Annotated in this window: 6 protein-coding genes; 5 read left to right on the top strand and 1 reads right to left on the bottom strand. The window is 49.3% G+C overall.

The annotated features are described in order from the left end of the window. Positions 1–186: 186 nt before the first annotated feature. On the bottom strand, positions 187–2,493 hold the full coding sequence (locus DXA36_RS25560; protein ID WP_118682208.1) for a glycoside hydrolase family 2 protein: 2,307 nt from the start codon (positions 2,491–2,493) through the stop codon (positions 187–189). A gap of 352 nt (positions 2,494–2,845) precedes the next feature. Here DXA36_RS25560 and addB point away from each other — a divergent pair, with 352 nt between their 5' ends. The 5 genes from addB (at position 2,846) to DXA36_RS25530 (ending at position 15,311) form a co-directional block, all read left to right on the top strand. Next, positions 2,846–6,322, top strand: a complete 3,477-nt coding sequence (gene addB / locus DXA36_RS25555) for a helicase-exonuclease AddAB subunit AddB (RefSeq protein ID WP_118682207.1) — start codon at positions 2,846–2,848, stop codon at positions 6,320–6,322. After that, the gene (gene addA / locus DXA36_RS25550) at positions 6,282–9,905 is read left to right on the top strand and encodes a helicase-exonuclease AddAB subunit AddA (RefSeq protein ID WP_118682206.1); all 3,624 of its coding nucleotides are present in this window, start codon (positions 6,282–6,284) and stop codon (positions 9,903–9,905) included. The genes addB and addA overlap by 41 nt, the downstream gene beginning before the upstream one ends. A 182-nt stretch (positions 9,906–10,087) precedes the next feature. After that, a complete protein-coding gene (locus DXA36_RS25545) occupies positions 10,088–12,604 on the top strand; it encodes an SIR2 family protein (RefSeq protein WP_118682205.1) in 2,517 nt (838 codons plus the stop codon). Between the two features lie 511 nt (positions 12,605–13,115). Further along, a complete protein-coding gene (locus DXA36_RS25535) occupies positions 13,116–14,390 on the top strand; it encodes an ISAs1 family transposase (RefSeq protein ID WP_243114743.1) in 1,275 nt (424 codons plus the stop codon). A 366-nt stretch (positions 14,391–14,756) separates the two neighbouring features. Further along, the gene (locus tag DXA36_RS25530) at positions 14,757–15,311 is read left to right on the top strand and encodes an ECF-type riboflavin transporter substrate-binding protein (protein ID WP_118682202.1); all 555 of its coding nucleotides are present in this window, start codon (positions 14,757–14,759) and stop codon (positions 15,309–15,311) included. The last annotated feature ends 3 nt before the right edge of the window (positions 15,312–15,314 follow it).

The raw sequence follows: 15,314 nt of genomic DNA, 5'->3' as shown, positions 1-15,314 counted from the left end.
GACCGGTCAAGTGTGTCAGCCTCATCTGACACACTTGACGCCTTCGGGCTCATTGGAATGTCCGGCCTGATGGACTGGCGAATATCCTTTTCCATCCCGGGGACACCACTCTGCCAGCGGGCGGAAGGCCATTTTGCTCCTGCGAAGTTTGAGTAACACATATATTCTCTGTTCGTGCGGAAAAGTTTACTTTGCTTTGGGGATTTTATTCAATTCCGCATTGATTATCCTGGCGGCACCCTCCGGAATTGTAGCGCCCATGCCCATGGAACCCATCATATCCACGAGTTCCTCCGCTGTTTTTTCCCCCAGCATACCCAGCATCCCTTTTTTCAGCTTCATACCGGTCAGGGAGGACAGGGCGCCTGTCAGGATCCGGGCGGCTTCTTCCTGCCGCAAGATATCCCTGACCGGATCTTTTACGGAAAACCGGCCCTCCGGGAATTCCATGGGGGCATTGGCTTCTGTTGCGGCAGCTTCGTCAAACCAGTTGGCTGCGCCGTCGGTGTCCTCCTCTTCTTCCGGGGGCAGGGTATAAACGGCAGGTTTTTCATCGATCCGCTGCAGGGATATGGTATCCGAACAGTCCCCGGCGCAGGCGGTAAAGCAGGTGAAGCCATCCTTCAGGGGGACCTGTTCAAATACAAAGACATGGCTGCCCGTGAGGGTGAGGAAAAGATCCCCATTACAGTACAGACTTACCTCCGGCTGGTTGGAGTATATCCGGAGGGTAATGGTACCGCTTCCGGCAGGAAAATCTGTGCGCTGTGCGAAGCGGCGTCCGCAGATGTGGACAAAAGGTTCGCTGCTCCAGTAAGCCTTATACAGATAAAAAGCGTCCTTTTTTATTTTCCGGTCCAGGGTTACCAGGCCCTTGTTGTTGCGGCCGGCGGTCCCGCCTTCGTTACGGGCGGCACAGCCGAAATCAAACATATTCCAGACATAAGTGCTCCACAGATAGGGGCGTTCCATGAGGACAGCCGCCATGTGTTCATGGTATTCGGCCTGGTAGCTCTCCGAATAATCCCTGCATTTCGGAACATCGGGCTGGTAGGTGATAATTCCTTCCGCGCCGTACTCAGAAAGGCCGAGACAGATTTCCGGGTGTGTCTCGTGGAAGTGATCCAGCCATTTTTCGTTGTCGGTATAGACCCCGCCGTACCAGCCGAAGTAATGGTTATAGCTCTCCAAATCCGTAATCCCATGCAGCCTGCTTTCCGGGGGGACCATGCTCACATGGGCCATGGTGGTCAGACGGGTGGGATCGATGCTTTTTACCAGGGATTGCAGGTCTTTGTGGTTTTCCACCAGACCGGGCTTTTCCCCCGCAATGGTGATTTCGTTGGATATACCCCAGAAGCAGATGGAAGGGTGGTTGTAATTCTGATAGACCAGCTCCTGCATTTGGGTACGGCAGTTTTCATGGGCATTTTGGTCCTCACTCTGGCTGCTGATATAGGGGATTTCCGCCCATACGACAAAGCCGTATTCGTCGCAGGCATCGTAGAAATCGCGGCTGTGCTGGTAATGGGCCAGCCGTACGGTATTGGCGCCGATTTCCCGTATCAGACCGGCATCTTCATAATGCTCCTCCCGGGTAAGGGCATTTCCCCGGTACAGACGGTCCTGGTGCCGGGATACGCCCCGGAGCATCATAGGCTTTCCGTTCAGGAAGAATCCCTTTTCCGGATCCACGGAAAAGCTGCGGATGCCGAAACGGCAGCTGATTTCGTCCACGGTTTCGTTCCGGTAGACCAAAGAGGCCGTGCAGGTATACAGATAGGGATCCTCCACGCCCTGCCACAGATGGGCTTTGGGAAGAAAGAGGCTGGTGCCGGGATCGCCGGCGGGCCGCCAGGCTTCTCCTGTTACCTCACCCGCAGCGTCTGTGATGAGATAGCGGACCGTATAATCGTCATCCGCATGTTTGATCCAGGTCTGCAGCTTCAGGAAAGCACAATCCCCTTCCGGCAGGGATGTGACCGAGAGGCCGGGGGCACCCCAGAATTCCAGATCAAAGTGAACCTGCGGAACGACGATCAGGTTCACCCCCCTGTATAACCCTCCGTAAAAGGTGAAATCAGCCATACGGGGGTAGATATGGGGCCGGTCGCTATTGTCCGCGCATATTACGAGAAGGTTCGGATCCTTCGAAGCAGCCGGGTGCAGATAACCGGTGATTTCGGCGGTGAAGGAAGAAAACCCTCCCTCATGATAAGCCGCTTCCCGGCCATTTACAAAAACCTTCCCCGACAGGGAAACGGCCAGTACCTCCAGAAATAATTTTTTCCCTTCCGCATCGGGCGGCGTGGGAAATTCTTTGGCATACCAGCAGGCGCCGCGGTAATAATCTCCCCTGCCGTCCTGGCCGTCTATGGCGTTCCAGGTGTGGGGAAGGGTTACTTTTTCCCAGTCGGAGGGAAGGGTGCGGGGGAGTCCGGTGTCCTCCCGGGAAAAATACCAGTTTTCATTAAATGGGATCAGGTTTCTCATGTTATCCTCCTTTTTGTCGTGGAATATGCCGCCGGCTTTGGCTGGGGACAGCCCGTTTTCATGTCTGGGTATCCGGCTTCGGGCACGTATGCAGTCAGTGATAGTGTTGCCTTGAAATTATAGGCTTATCCACCGGAAAACGTCGTATTTTTCTATCGGATCGGAACAGCAGATGCTTTGGAAAGAGCCGGGATTATTTGATATTGTTTCATGCTGATAGGGGAAATAAAGCCCCCGTACTGCGTAACCTGGGACTGCGAGATAGAAATTGGAAGATGTCAGGGCATGGGAAATATGGTATAGTAAATAAGATGTTTCAGGAGTCTGCTGCACAGATACAGGAGGGATAATCGTGTCATTGCGTTTTTATACAGGAGCGTCCGGGGCGGGGAAAAGTACAGGGCTTTACCGGGAGATCATACGGCGTTCCATGGAGGAGCCAGACCGGAATTTTTTAATCATCGTGCCCGATCAGTTTACAATGCAGACCCAGATGGATCTGGTGACGATGCATCCTGACAGGGGGATTATGAATATCGACGTACTCAGCTTCGGAAGGCTTTCCCACCGGATTATGGAAGAGGTGGGGGCGGATGAGAGGCCGGTGCTGGACGATACGGGCAAGAGCCTTGTGCTCCGTAAAATAGCGGGGAAACTGAAGGGGGAGACATCCGTTATCGGAGGGAACCTGAATAAGACCGGATATATCCATGAGGTGAAATCGGCGATATCGGAGTTCATGCAGTACGGGATCGGTATGGAGGAACTGGAGAAGCTGACGGATTATGCCCGTAAAAAAGGGCAGCTCTATCACAAGCTGAAGGATCTTGGCGTTCTTTATCAGGGGTTTCGTGAATATATACGGGAAAAATATATCACCACCGAGGAAACGCTGGATGTGCTGGCCAGGCTGCTTCCCCGGTCGAACCTGGTGAGGGGGAGCGTGATCGCTTTCGACGGGTTTACCGGGTTTACGCCGGTACAGAACCGGGTGCTGCAGCAGCTGATGGGGCTGGCGGACGAGGTGATTGTTTCTGTGGTTATAGACGGAAACGAGGATATGTATGAGGAAAAGGAGGAACAGAACCTTTTTCATCTGAGTAAAAAGACGGTGGTGTCTTTAAGCCGCCTGGCGGCGGAGGCAGGTGTGGCACGGGGGGAGGATGTCATCCTGAACCAGAATCCGGTACCCCGATTCCGGGAGAATCCTTCTATGGCGCATCTGGAAAAGCAGCTGTTCCGTTATCCCTGCAAGCCATACGAAGGAGAAGCCCGGATACGGATTATGGAGGCGTCCACCCAGCAGGAGGAGGTCCGGCAGGTGTGTATTGCCATCCGGGAATATGTACGCCGGACAGGGAACTGTTACCGGGATGTGGCTGTGATTGCCGGGGATCTGGGGGCGTATGCCAGCTTTCTGGAACGGACGGCGGCCCTGTATGACATTCCCCTTTACCTGGATCAGACAAGAGGGATTGTCCTGAACCCTTTTATTGAATATCTGAAAAGCGCCCTGCAGATTGTGACCAGGAATTTTACCTATGAATCGGTCTTTCACTATATCCGCAGCGGGCTGGCGGATTTTACGCCGGAGGAAGCCGACAGGCTGGAAAATTATGTGCTTGCCACCGGGGTGAGGGGGAAAAAAAGATGGCAGTCCATGTTTGTGCGCAAAACGCCCGATATGGAAAATGAACTGGAAATGCTGGAAGAGCTGAATGAAAGCAGACGGAGGCTGGTGGAGCAGATGGAGCCTCTGATGCAGTCCTTTACGGATACCCGTTCGCTCGTGATGGGGCTGTATTCTTTTATAGAAAAAAATGAGGTCCAGCGTAAGCTGAAGGCCTATGAGGAACAGTTTGCAGGAGAAGGGGATGCGGTTAAGGAAAGGGAATACGCCCAGATTTACAGGCTTGTCATGGATCTTCTGGACAGCTTCGTGGAACTGATCGGGGATGAGCCGGTTAAAATGGATGAATTTTCCCAGATTCTGGAGGCTGGTTTTCAGGAAATCCAGGTGGGGACCATTCCCCGGAACGTGGATCGCGTTGTGGCGGGGGATATGGAGCGGACCCGTCTGAAGCAGGTGAAAGCGCTGTTTTTCCTTGGAGTCAATGACGGTTATATCCCCAAAGCGGCGGGAAGCGGCGGGATCATATCGGATATGGATCGGGAATTCCTGGCGGAAAGCGGGATGGAGCTGGCGCCTACTCCCAGGCAGCAGATGTATATCCAGAAGCTTTACCTGTATATGAATATGACAAAGCCGTCGGACACGCTGTATCTGTCCTATGCCAGGATGAGCAGCGAAGGGCGTTCCATGAGGCCTGCTTATTTGATCGATACGGTGAAAAAGCTGTTTCCTTCCATCCGGGTGGAAAAGCCGGAGGAGCTTCCAAAGCTTGTCCAGGTGCAGACACTGGAGGACGGCAGGGACGGATTTGTCCAGGGGCTGCGCAGGTTTGCGGACGGCAGGATGGAAAGGGGCGGGGAGGACGAACAGAATTTCCGGCACCTTTATCAGATCTATGCCGGGGCGGAGAAAACCCGGGAATGGGCCGGGAATATGAGTGATAAGGCTTTTTACAGCTACCGGGACAGGCCTCTGGCCAGAGAGGCGGCCCTGGCGTTGTTCGGGCGCACACTTTTGGGAAGTGTAAGCCGCCTGGAGCAGTATGCATCCTGTGCCTATGCCCATTTCCTGCAGTATGGACTGATGCTGAAGGAACGGGACGGGTACAGCTTTGAGGATGTGGATATGGGAAATATTTTTCATGGGGTTCTGGAGATTTTCGGGGACAAGCTGAAGGAACACGGCTGGAACTGGTTTGATTTTCCCAAAGAAGAAGGGGAACGGCTGGTGGAGGAAGCGGTGGAGGCCTACGCGGTAACCTATGGGGAGGCTGTCCTTTTTGACAATGCCCGGAACCAGTATGTGATAACGAGGCTGAAGCGGATCCTGAAACGGACGGTGGCAACACTGCAGTATCAGCTGAAAAAAGGGGCATTCCGCCCGGAACAGTTTGAAGTCTCCTTCTCCGTCCTGGAGGATCTGGAATCGGTGAATATTGCCCTTACGGGGGAAGAAAAGCTGCGCCTGCGGGGGCGGATTGACCGTGTGGACGTATGTGAAGAGGAAGAAAAGGTCTACGTAAAAGTTATTGATTATAAGTCCGGGAACCGGGATTTCAGCCTTGCGGCCTTGTATTACGGGCTGCAGCTGCAGCTGGTGGTCTATATGAACGCCGCTGTGGAAATGGAAGAAAAACGGTATCCGGATCGGTTGGTGGTACCTGCGGCCATGCTGTATTACCGGGTGCATGACCCCATTGTGGAGGGGGACGAAACGTTAGATGAGGAACAGATCCGGGAAAAAATCCTGGCAGGGCTGCGCATGACCGGTGTGGTAAATGCGGATGAGGCTGTTGTAGCCAGCCTGGACGGGGCATTCGGGACCAAATCCGATGTCATTCCCGTGGAACGCAAAAAAGACGGTTCTTTCAGCGCCCGATCCAGCATTTTGCAGGAAAATGATTTCCGGGTTATATCCGACTATGTCAATCTGAAAATCAAAGAAATCGGCAAGGGCATCCTGGACGGAAACATTGCCCTGAATCCGTATGTACAGGGGAGCGGCCAGTCGGCAAAGGATGCATGCACATACTGCCCTTATAGCAGGGTGTGCGGATTCGACCGGAAAATACCGGGGTTCCGGAAGCGTGAGCTGGAAAAACTGGAGGAAGAGGAAGCGCTGGAAAAGATTAAGAAAGCGTTGGAAGGAGCAGGAAATGGCAGTGACATTTACACCGGATCAGCAGGCGACCATTGAGGCAAGAAACAGCAGCATTCTGGTATCGGCGGCGGCAGGAAGCGGAAAGACGGCCGTTTTGGTGGAACGGATCATACAGATGGTGAGCGATGGGGATCATCCGGTGGATATTGACAGGCTTCTGGTGGTTACCTTTACCAATGCGGCGGCGGCCCAGATGAGGGAACGGATTACCCAGGCGCTTTCCGCCAGAGTGGACGAGAATCCGGGCAACGCCCATCTGCTTAAGCAGCTGACGCTGATTCATAATGCCCAGATAACGACGATAGACAGCTTCTGCCTCTATATTATACGGAATCATTTTGATGAAATCGATCTGGATCCGGATTTCCGGGTGGCGGATGACGGGGAAATCCGGCTGCTGATGCAGGACGTGCTGGCTCAGATGCTGGAGGAATATTTTACAAAGGGGGAAGAAGATTTTCTCGCCTGTGTGGAATATTTTGCACCGACAGGGAAGGAAAAACGTCTGGAGGAACAGATTTTAGGACTGTATGAGTTCGCCATGAGCTATCCCTGGCCGGGCGAATGGCTGGAAGAACACGGCAGGGATTACGCGGTATCCCCGGAGACTATGGAGCAATGCCGTTGGGTGGAACTGCTGGAGGAATATGTGCATACCATGCTGGGGGAAGCGGCGGACAGCCTGGAACAGGCCCTGACGATCAGCAGGGAGCCGGATGGCCCTTATATGTATCTGGATACCCTGGAAGAGGACAAATGCACCCTGGAACAACTGCGGGCGGCAAAAAGCCTTCAGGAGCTGTATGAAGGCTTTGCCGGGCTTTCCTTCGGCAGGATCAGCTCCAAAAAAGATACCGGCGTGTCCCCTGAAAAAAGGGAACGGGCCAAGGAAATAAGGGGGATTGTGAAGGATTTGCTGGGCGGGCTGGCGAAGAAATATTTCTATGCCTCTCCCCGGTCCCAGGCGGAGCGTATGGCGGCCTGCGCCCCGTATGTATCCTGCCTTTTATCTCTGACCAACGATTTCCGGATCCGCCTGGATGAGAAAAAGCGGGAAAAGAATCTCTTGGATTTCCATGATATGGAGCATATGGCCCTGCGGATACTTACGGAAAAAAGGGAGGATGGGGTATATCCCACAGCAGCGGCCCGGGAAATGCGGGACTATTACGCGGAAATCATGATTGACGAATACCAGGACAGCAACCTGGTGCAGGAATATCTGCTGAAAAGTATCTCCGGGGAAGAGGACGGCAGATTCAACCGGTTTATGGTCGGGGATGTGAAGCAGAGCATTTATAAATTCCGTCTGGCCAGGCCGGAGCTGTTCATGGAGAAGTTTGAACGTTACGGGAAAGACGGGGGGAAAGAACGCCGCATTGACCTGAAACAGAATTTCAGAAGCCGGCACCAGGTGACGGACAGCGTCAATGCCTGCTTTTCCGTGCTGATGGGACGGGATCTGGGGGGCGTGGAATACGATAAGGACGCCGCGCTGTATCCCGGAGCCGTTTTCCCGGAGCCGGAAGGGGAAGAAGAGGACGTGTACCGTACCGAGGTACTGCTCACCCTGGCGGAAGAGGACGGACTGGAGGACCGGGAACGGGAAGCGCTGGCAGTTGCAGGTAAAATCCGCCGGATAGTGGGAAGGCTGCCGGTGGCGGATAAGGATACCGGCGGCCTGCGGCCTGCCGGCTATGGGGATATTGTCATCCTGCTTAGGACCACGGCAGGTTGGGATGAGGTATTTAAAAAGGTGCTGGAAAAAAGCGGCATTCCTGTTTACATCACCTCCAAAACCGGCTATTTTGCGGCGACGGAGGTGCAGACCATACTGAATTTCCTGAAAGTGCTTGGAAACCCCCTTCAGGATATCCCTCTTTTCGGCGTTTTGAAATCGGATGCGGCAGGTTTTACCGATGAGGATATCGCCTGCATGAAAGCGGAAATGGGCGGCGCGGGGCGGCGGCTTTATACCTGCCTGACCGCTTATGCCCGGCAAGGCAGCAGGGAGGAGCTTTGTGGCAAAGCCGGCCGTTTTCACGACATGCTGGATCGGTTCCGGCGGTACGTTGCTTATATGCCTATCCATCAGCTTATGGAGCAGTTCCTTCAGGAAACCGGATACCTGTACACCATATCCGCCCTGCCCGGCGGGGAGCAGCGCAGGGCCAATGTGGAAATGCTTCTTGCAAAGGCGGAAAATTTCGAGAAAACAAGCTATTTCGGCCTGTTCCATTTTATCCGCTACATGGAGCAGGTGGAAAAATACAATATCGATTACGGGGAAGCCAACATACAGGATGAAAATGCGGACACCGTGCGGATCATGAGCATCCATAAATCCAAGGGACTGGAATTCCCCGTCTGCTTCGTTTCCGGGCTGTCCAAGAAGTTCAACATGCAGGATACCAGCAAACCGGTGATAATGGACATGGATTACGGAATTGCCCTTGATTTTATGGACATAGAATCCCGGGTGAAGGGAAACACCCTGAAGAAAAGCGTGCTTTCCGGCAAGCTGCGCAGGGACAGCCTGGGAGAAGAGCTGCGTGTTTTATATGTGGCCATGACCAGGCCCCAGGAAAAACTGATCCTTACCGGCAGCTGCAAGGATGGGGAAAAGGTGGACCGGATCCTGGAAGAGGGGGCTATGAAGAGGAACACGGCAGACAACCGTCTGCGCTTCCTGACACGCAGCGAGGCAGCCTCGTACCTGGACTGGCTTCTTCCCGCCTGGGCTGTCTGCGGCCAGGAGGTGGAAATGCTTACGGCGGCGGATCTGCTGCAGGATCATATGGAAGAGGAGCAGGGGAAGGAATCTCTGAAGCAGAGACTGCAGCGTTTTGAAAAGGAAGCGCTGGAAGGAAAGCAGGAAGAAGGGGAAGAGGTCCGTCTGCTCCGGGAACGGATGGAAAGTGTGTATCCCCATGAGAACCTGAAAAATTTGTATACCAAGACGACGGTTTCCGAACTGAAAAAAGCGGGTATGGAGGAAGCGGCGGAAGAAGCCTGGCATCTGTTTGAAGAAAAGGAGATAGTTCCTTACCTGCCCCGTTTTATCCGGGAAGAAGAAAAGGTAAGCGGAACCGCCAGAGGAAGCGCCTACCATAAAGCTTTGGAGGTATTCCCCTTTGAATGCCTGATACAGGAAACGGAATCCGGGCCTGTAAGCCGGGAAAGAGTGGAGGAACTGCTTAATCAGATGGCCGCGGAAGGCAGGCTCAGCCGGGAATTCCGGGCGGCGGTAAGCCCGGATAAAATGGCCGGGTTCCTGTCGTCCGGCCTGGCCTTACGGATGGCCCGGGCCGCGGTTGGGAACAAGCTTCATAAAGAGCAGCCCTTTGTGCTGGGGCTGCCGGCAAGCACGCTGAACCCCGAATTTCCCCAGGAGGAAACCCTGCTTATCCAGGGGATTATTGATGTGTATCTGGAGGAGGAGGACGGCCTGGTGGTTGCCGATTATAAAACGGATGCGGTCACCCGGGCGCAGGAGCTGGTGAACCGGTACCGGGTACAGCTGGATTATTATGCCAGGGCATTGGAGCAGCTGACGGGCAGGCGGGTGAAGGAGAAGATTATTTATTCGTTTGCGTTGGCGGAGGAAGTGGTACTTTAATAGGGGGCTGCGCTGTTGTTACCATTTATAGCCCCTCTGTGCCGCCGCTCCATGGTATAGCCGGGAGGAAAAACGGGCAGGCAAAACCATACGGCGGCGGCACAAGGGGCCGTGAAGGGCAACAGCAGATAGCCATAAGTAGAGTATTTTAATACTCTGAAGTGATAAGAGGTGAATGTACTATGAATTACAGAACAATATATCAGGAAATATTAAATGGAGAAGCAGTTTTGTTTTTAGGAGCGGGTTTTTCTATTGGAAACAGATGCGAGGGTGGTTTATTTAAAACGGGGACAGAGTTGGCGCATTATTTATGTGACACGGTGGGAAATGCACAAACGGATAATTTGAATATTGCCTGTTCGAGATATCTGAATCACTTTGCAGATTGGAACGAAGGAATCGTACCTTTGCTGGAAGAGCTAAAAAAGCAGTTTTTGGCAAAGTCCATTTGTGAGTCCCATGAATGGTTGCTCAGTTTGCCGTGGAAAAGAATTTATACTACTAATTATGATAATCTGGCAGAATTAGGATCAGAAAAGAGAAAAATAAAAAGAAAAAGCTTTAATATTTTGGTAGATACGGAACCAAGCGCTGTTATAAATTCGATCATTCATATCAATGGTTTTATAAAGGATACAGAGGGCGTAAAGGATTATGAGAGCTTTGAAAGGTGTTTTAGGATAACCCATGAAAGCTTTTTCAAAGATTACTTTCTGGAAAGCGACTGGAAGTCCCTGTTTGTGGATGATTTATTTGGGGCGAAAAGAGTCATCTTCTTGGGATATTCCTTAGATTATGATTTCAGTCTACAAAGCATAATAATAGATGAGGCCAAAAATAAATGTCTTTTTATAGATTATTCTAAAAAAGATGAAGCAAATTCAGATAAGGCATATCGATTCCAGACATTGGGTAAATATTCCTTTAAAGGGGTAAAAAGGTTTTCAGAACAATTAAGAGAGTATGAAAAAGAAGTATTCAAGCAAGTGCTGGATAAAACGACGGCATTTGAGCGGATAACCCCGGAAACTTATCCGTATTCTTTATTAGGTTCTATCAGTGGAAATGAGGTGTTTTCTTTTTTTGTAAAGGGTAAATTCGAAACAAAATTTATTAATACAGAGGATAAGGTAATAATTGACAGGACATCGAAACTAGAAGAAGTACAGCGTGTATTACAGGATATGTCAGTCAGAACACTGATACTGCATTCCAAGCTGGGAAATGGAAAAAGTATTTTTAAGCATATTTTAATGAATAATTTGTGCATTACACATCCAGTTTATGAATTGATCAGTACAGAAAATATTTATGACGAAATCGAAAAGATCGAGACAGAGACGCAAAGCTATAAGCAATATTTTATTGTAGTTGATGATTTTGGTGAATTTATGAATAAATTGGATGTGATATACAAGAAAGTATCTGTAAGGGCAAGGTTTCTTCTGTTTGCAAGAACACCTATTAAGGATAATTTGTGTAATCAGTTATACAGGAAGAAGACTGTAAAATCGGAAGAAGTGGACGAAATTGATTTAAATAAACTGGATCAAAAAGAACTTCCACATGTATACCAGACATTCAGTACATATGGATACTGGGGAGATTTAGGTACAATAAACGAGGAGAAACACATTCGGTATTATAAAACAAGCTGTAAAAAAGAATTTGCGAATCTTTCCTATTTTATTTTGAAATCGGAGGATGTAAAGAATAAAATTTCGAAAATAATGATAGCTGTAAAAAAGAAAAAGGACATATGCGAGTTCTTAATAGCAGACGCAATTCTTTCAAAGTTAGGTATTAAAATGAATAGTTTACATATTCTCCAACTTTTGGGAATTAGTTTGAAACAATTCTTTCGAATGGTAAAAAGTCCTGATTTGGTAGAAATTTTGAATGTGAAAGAGCAAGAAGTAGAAACATTGTCTCCAATTTTTGCGGATTATTTACTGAAGGATTTTGACAATGATTTTATATTGAGTATTGCAGCCCAAATTTATATTAATTCATCAAAGGTGATATCCAGTGATATTAAATATTCTATTCGAAAAAATCTGGTATCAAGATCAAACATTCATTTGATAACGAACAGTGGGGCGGGAGAGCTGGATGAACTTGCTATTTCTTTTTATGATAGACTGAGAGAATCGAAGGTTTCCAAAACAAATCCCTTTTACTGGTTGCAATATGCGATTAGTATGCTAAATAAGAATAGGCTGGATGAAGCAGGCAGGTTTTTTGATAATGCATTTAAGGTTTCAAAGGAATTCTTTAATGACCCGGATTTGTCACATATCAATACGCACTATAGTCGTTTCCTTTTTGAGAGAGAATTGCAAAAAAATTCTTATGAGATGTTTGAGTTCGAGAAGATTCGCGATATCGATTCCAGGTTATTTATTGACAATACCAATACAGGCTCAAACTTGAAATATTGTTTAAGGCAGATCAAATATTATAAGGAAATATATGACAAGTATATTTCCGAGAGTAATAATGCAAAATGGCAGCTGGAGTATAACAGGATGCTGGAAAGAATTGTAAAAGTATCCATCCAATATCTGGAGAACAGTGTAACAGAAAGGTATGAACTGGATAAGCAGGCTCGAAAAAATATCCGTGAAATGTGTAGTCATTTTAAAGAACATGTCAAAACGGGATTAGTGTGTGAATTAGTTAGTATGTTGAAATAATTTATTACAGAGCCGTGGCTCGTCCCTTTTTAAAGTTTGATTATTTAAGAAGTAGTTCGGAAATGGGAATCTTGCAGCAGTAGATGCGGTAGTTGCCAGGGAAACAGAAAACCACAGGGTTGTTTCATGAAGATAAGTTGAATGACTCAATAGTCCAGGTTTCATCGAGGGTTATGGATGCTATACAAAAGTATCCATAACCCTCGATTTTATTGCTCTGTAGAGGTATACTATCCTTATAGTATAGGTATGCGCCGGTCACCAAACAGTCATCTGCAGATGGAAGGGCTAAGGGCAAAAGAAGATTTTCGGTATCCGTTCAATGCGCAGGCGGCATCCCTGAACAGGAGGATTTTCAAGAAACATAAGATAGATATAAAAAGCCTTGCGCCTTTAAAAGGCATATATTTGGTAATGATCGGAAAAGAAAGGGCGATATCAAAAATCAACCCCGTACAGCAGAAGCTCCTCGAACGCTTGGAAGCGGAGGTGTGAGGAAGCCGTTTTTCTGGTGAAGCCGATATATGAGTACATGAAAACGGTGGAAGACCCACGCAACCCGCGTGCGAAAAAACGTGAATTGGCTGCGGTGTTGACCTATCTGATTGCAGATTATGCGACCGGCCATACCACTTTGCGCCGGTGTCTCGGGTGGTGTCGACGGCATGAGGGATGGCTGAAAAAGAATGGTTTTCCCCTGCCGGGCGGGATTGCATCGCTTTCTACGGTATCCCGTCTATTGAGCGGGTTGGATGAAGAATTGTTCCTGTTTGTTTTCATCGAATGGATCGGATCGGTCGTCAGTACGAAAGGAACACACCTGGCAGTGGATGGGAAAGCAATCAGGGCGGCCGCCGAGAAATGTAAGGGAAAACGTGCCCCTATGATGTTACATGTTCTGGAAGCGGTAACAGGGTTGGTTCTGGCACAGCTGCCAATCCCGGATAAAGAAAGTGAGGTCACGAATATCCCGAAATTGCTGTCCTATCTGGATATATGTGAGAGCACGATTACAGCGGATGCGCTCAATACACAAACAAGTGTGATGGAACAGATTATTAGCCAGGGTGGGCATTTTGTTCTGATGGTAAAGAGAAACCAGCCGAATAGTTATGATGAGATTGTCAGGCAGTTCGAAGGAATGAAGGCGGACCGGAAACGCAGGGAAGGGAACCCGGCCTGTCAAACAAGGTACCCGGAGTTGAGCCAAAAGTATGATGAGGTGTCGTATGCAGAGAAAAACAGAGACCGATATGAATACCGGGAGTACCGGATAATAAATGATGCATCCTTTGTGGCGAAAACAACGGAGGAATGGCCGTTCCTGAAAAGTGTTGGTTATGTGGAGCAGACCCGTATACTGATTGTGCGGGATGAAGATGGAAATGATATAACGCCATCCAAAGAGAAGTTCCTATTGGAAGGATCGCCCAGACAGCCTTCACCGGGGAAAGGAGATCGGGAGGGAGATGACATTCAGATAGTAGGGATTATTTCTGACAGGGAGTTAAACGCCAAAGAAATGGGAAGGTGCAAGCGGGAACACTGGAGTGTGGAAAACCGCCTGCACCATGTCCTGGATGTTACTTTCCGCGAAGACCGATCACCTGCCAAAAAGTCCAGAAACAATCTCGCACTCATCAGGAAATTCGCCTTAAATATCTTGAGGCTGGTACAAATCAAAACAGGGAACACAACACCTGTCAGCGAGATGATGGATCTGCTTTGTGATGACCGGAAACTGCTTGGAAAGTATATCTTCGTAGAGATAGAAAGCTTCTACTAAGATATATTTATAATACATGATTAAAAAAAGAAGTAAATGTACAGATAGGGGGATTTTGTGCTTTTTTGCCATTAAAAGTACCGCCAAGAATATTAAAGAATCCGGTCCCGTTCGAAGTTGGAGAGGTACAGCGTGGGATTTCTTCGTGAAACAACCCTGGGAAATTCAGGGAAACCATTGCAAAAGGAATGAAAATCCGATATAGTTAGTTGAGTAGGGAACTTCAATTTCCAGGAGCAACCGATCCCGGGAACTGAGGGTTTCCGGCAAAAGGCTACATAAGAATGGCCTGCCGGGGAGTGTCCGGCTTGCCGGAAAATTCCGCAGCAGCGCCGTAACACACTTTTTTATGAGGAGGAGACCCAAATGAAACAGAAATTCGGTATCAAAGAAGTCGTTGCAATCGGCATCGGAACCGCACTTTTCATCGTTCTCACCAATGTACAGGTTCCTTTCGCCATCATCCCCAACACCGCTTTGCAGTCCAGAGTTGCAGTCCTGACATTTTTTTCGGCAGTTTTCGGACCTATCGTCGGCGGAGCTATCGGCCTGATCGGACATGCACTGGGAGATGCGCTTTTTTATGGAAGCGTTTGGTGGAGCTGGGTGTTCCCGGATGCCCTGTTCGGTATCCTGATGGGATTGTTTGCATCCAAGTATGCCATTAAGAACGGTGGCTTCAACGGCAAAGCGATTGCCCTGTTCAATGTTGTGCAGATTATTGCCAATGCCCTTGCCTGGATTGTCCTCGCTCCTATCCTTGATATTTTGATTTATGCGGAGCCTTCCAACAAGGTATTTACTCAGGGTGTTCTTGCATTTATCGGTAATATTGTGGTAGCGGCTGTACTGGGGACACTGCTCGCCCTGGCATATTCCAAGATTGGGGCGAAATCGTCAAGTTTATCCAAGGAAGATTAACTT

It is taken from the genome of Eisenbergiella sp. OF01-20 (assembly GCF_003478085.1).
In the GTDB taxonomy this organism is placed as follows: domain Bacteria; phylum Bacillota; class Clostridia; order Lachnospirales; family Lachnospiraceae; genus Eisenbergiella.
Note: the sequence above shows the minus strand (reverse complement) of the source record. Positions and strands in the feature narration are given on the sequence as shown.

Bases quoted from the DNA above. Each gene is read 5' to 3' on its own strand.
- DXA36_RS25545 (WP_118682205.1), top strand. From the start codon at position 10,088: ATGAATTACAGAACAATATATCAGGAAATATTAAATGGAGAAGCAGTT.
- addA (WP_118682206.1), top strand. From the start codon at position 6,282: ATGGCAGTGACATTTACACCGGATCAGCAGGCGACCATTGAGGCAAGA.
- DXA36_RS25560 (WP_118682208.1), bottom strand. From the start codon at position 2,493: ATGAGAAACCTGATCCCATTTAATGAAAACTGGTATTTTTCCCGGGAG.
- DXA36_RS25530 (WP_118682202.1), top strand. From the start codon at position 14,757: ATGAAACAGAAATTCGGTATCAAAGAAGTCGTTGCAATCGGCATCGGA.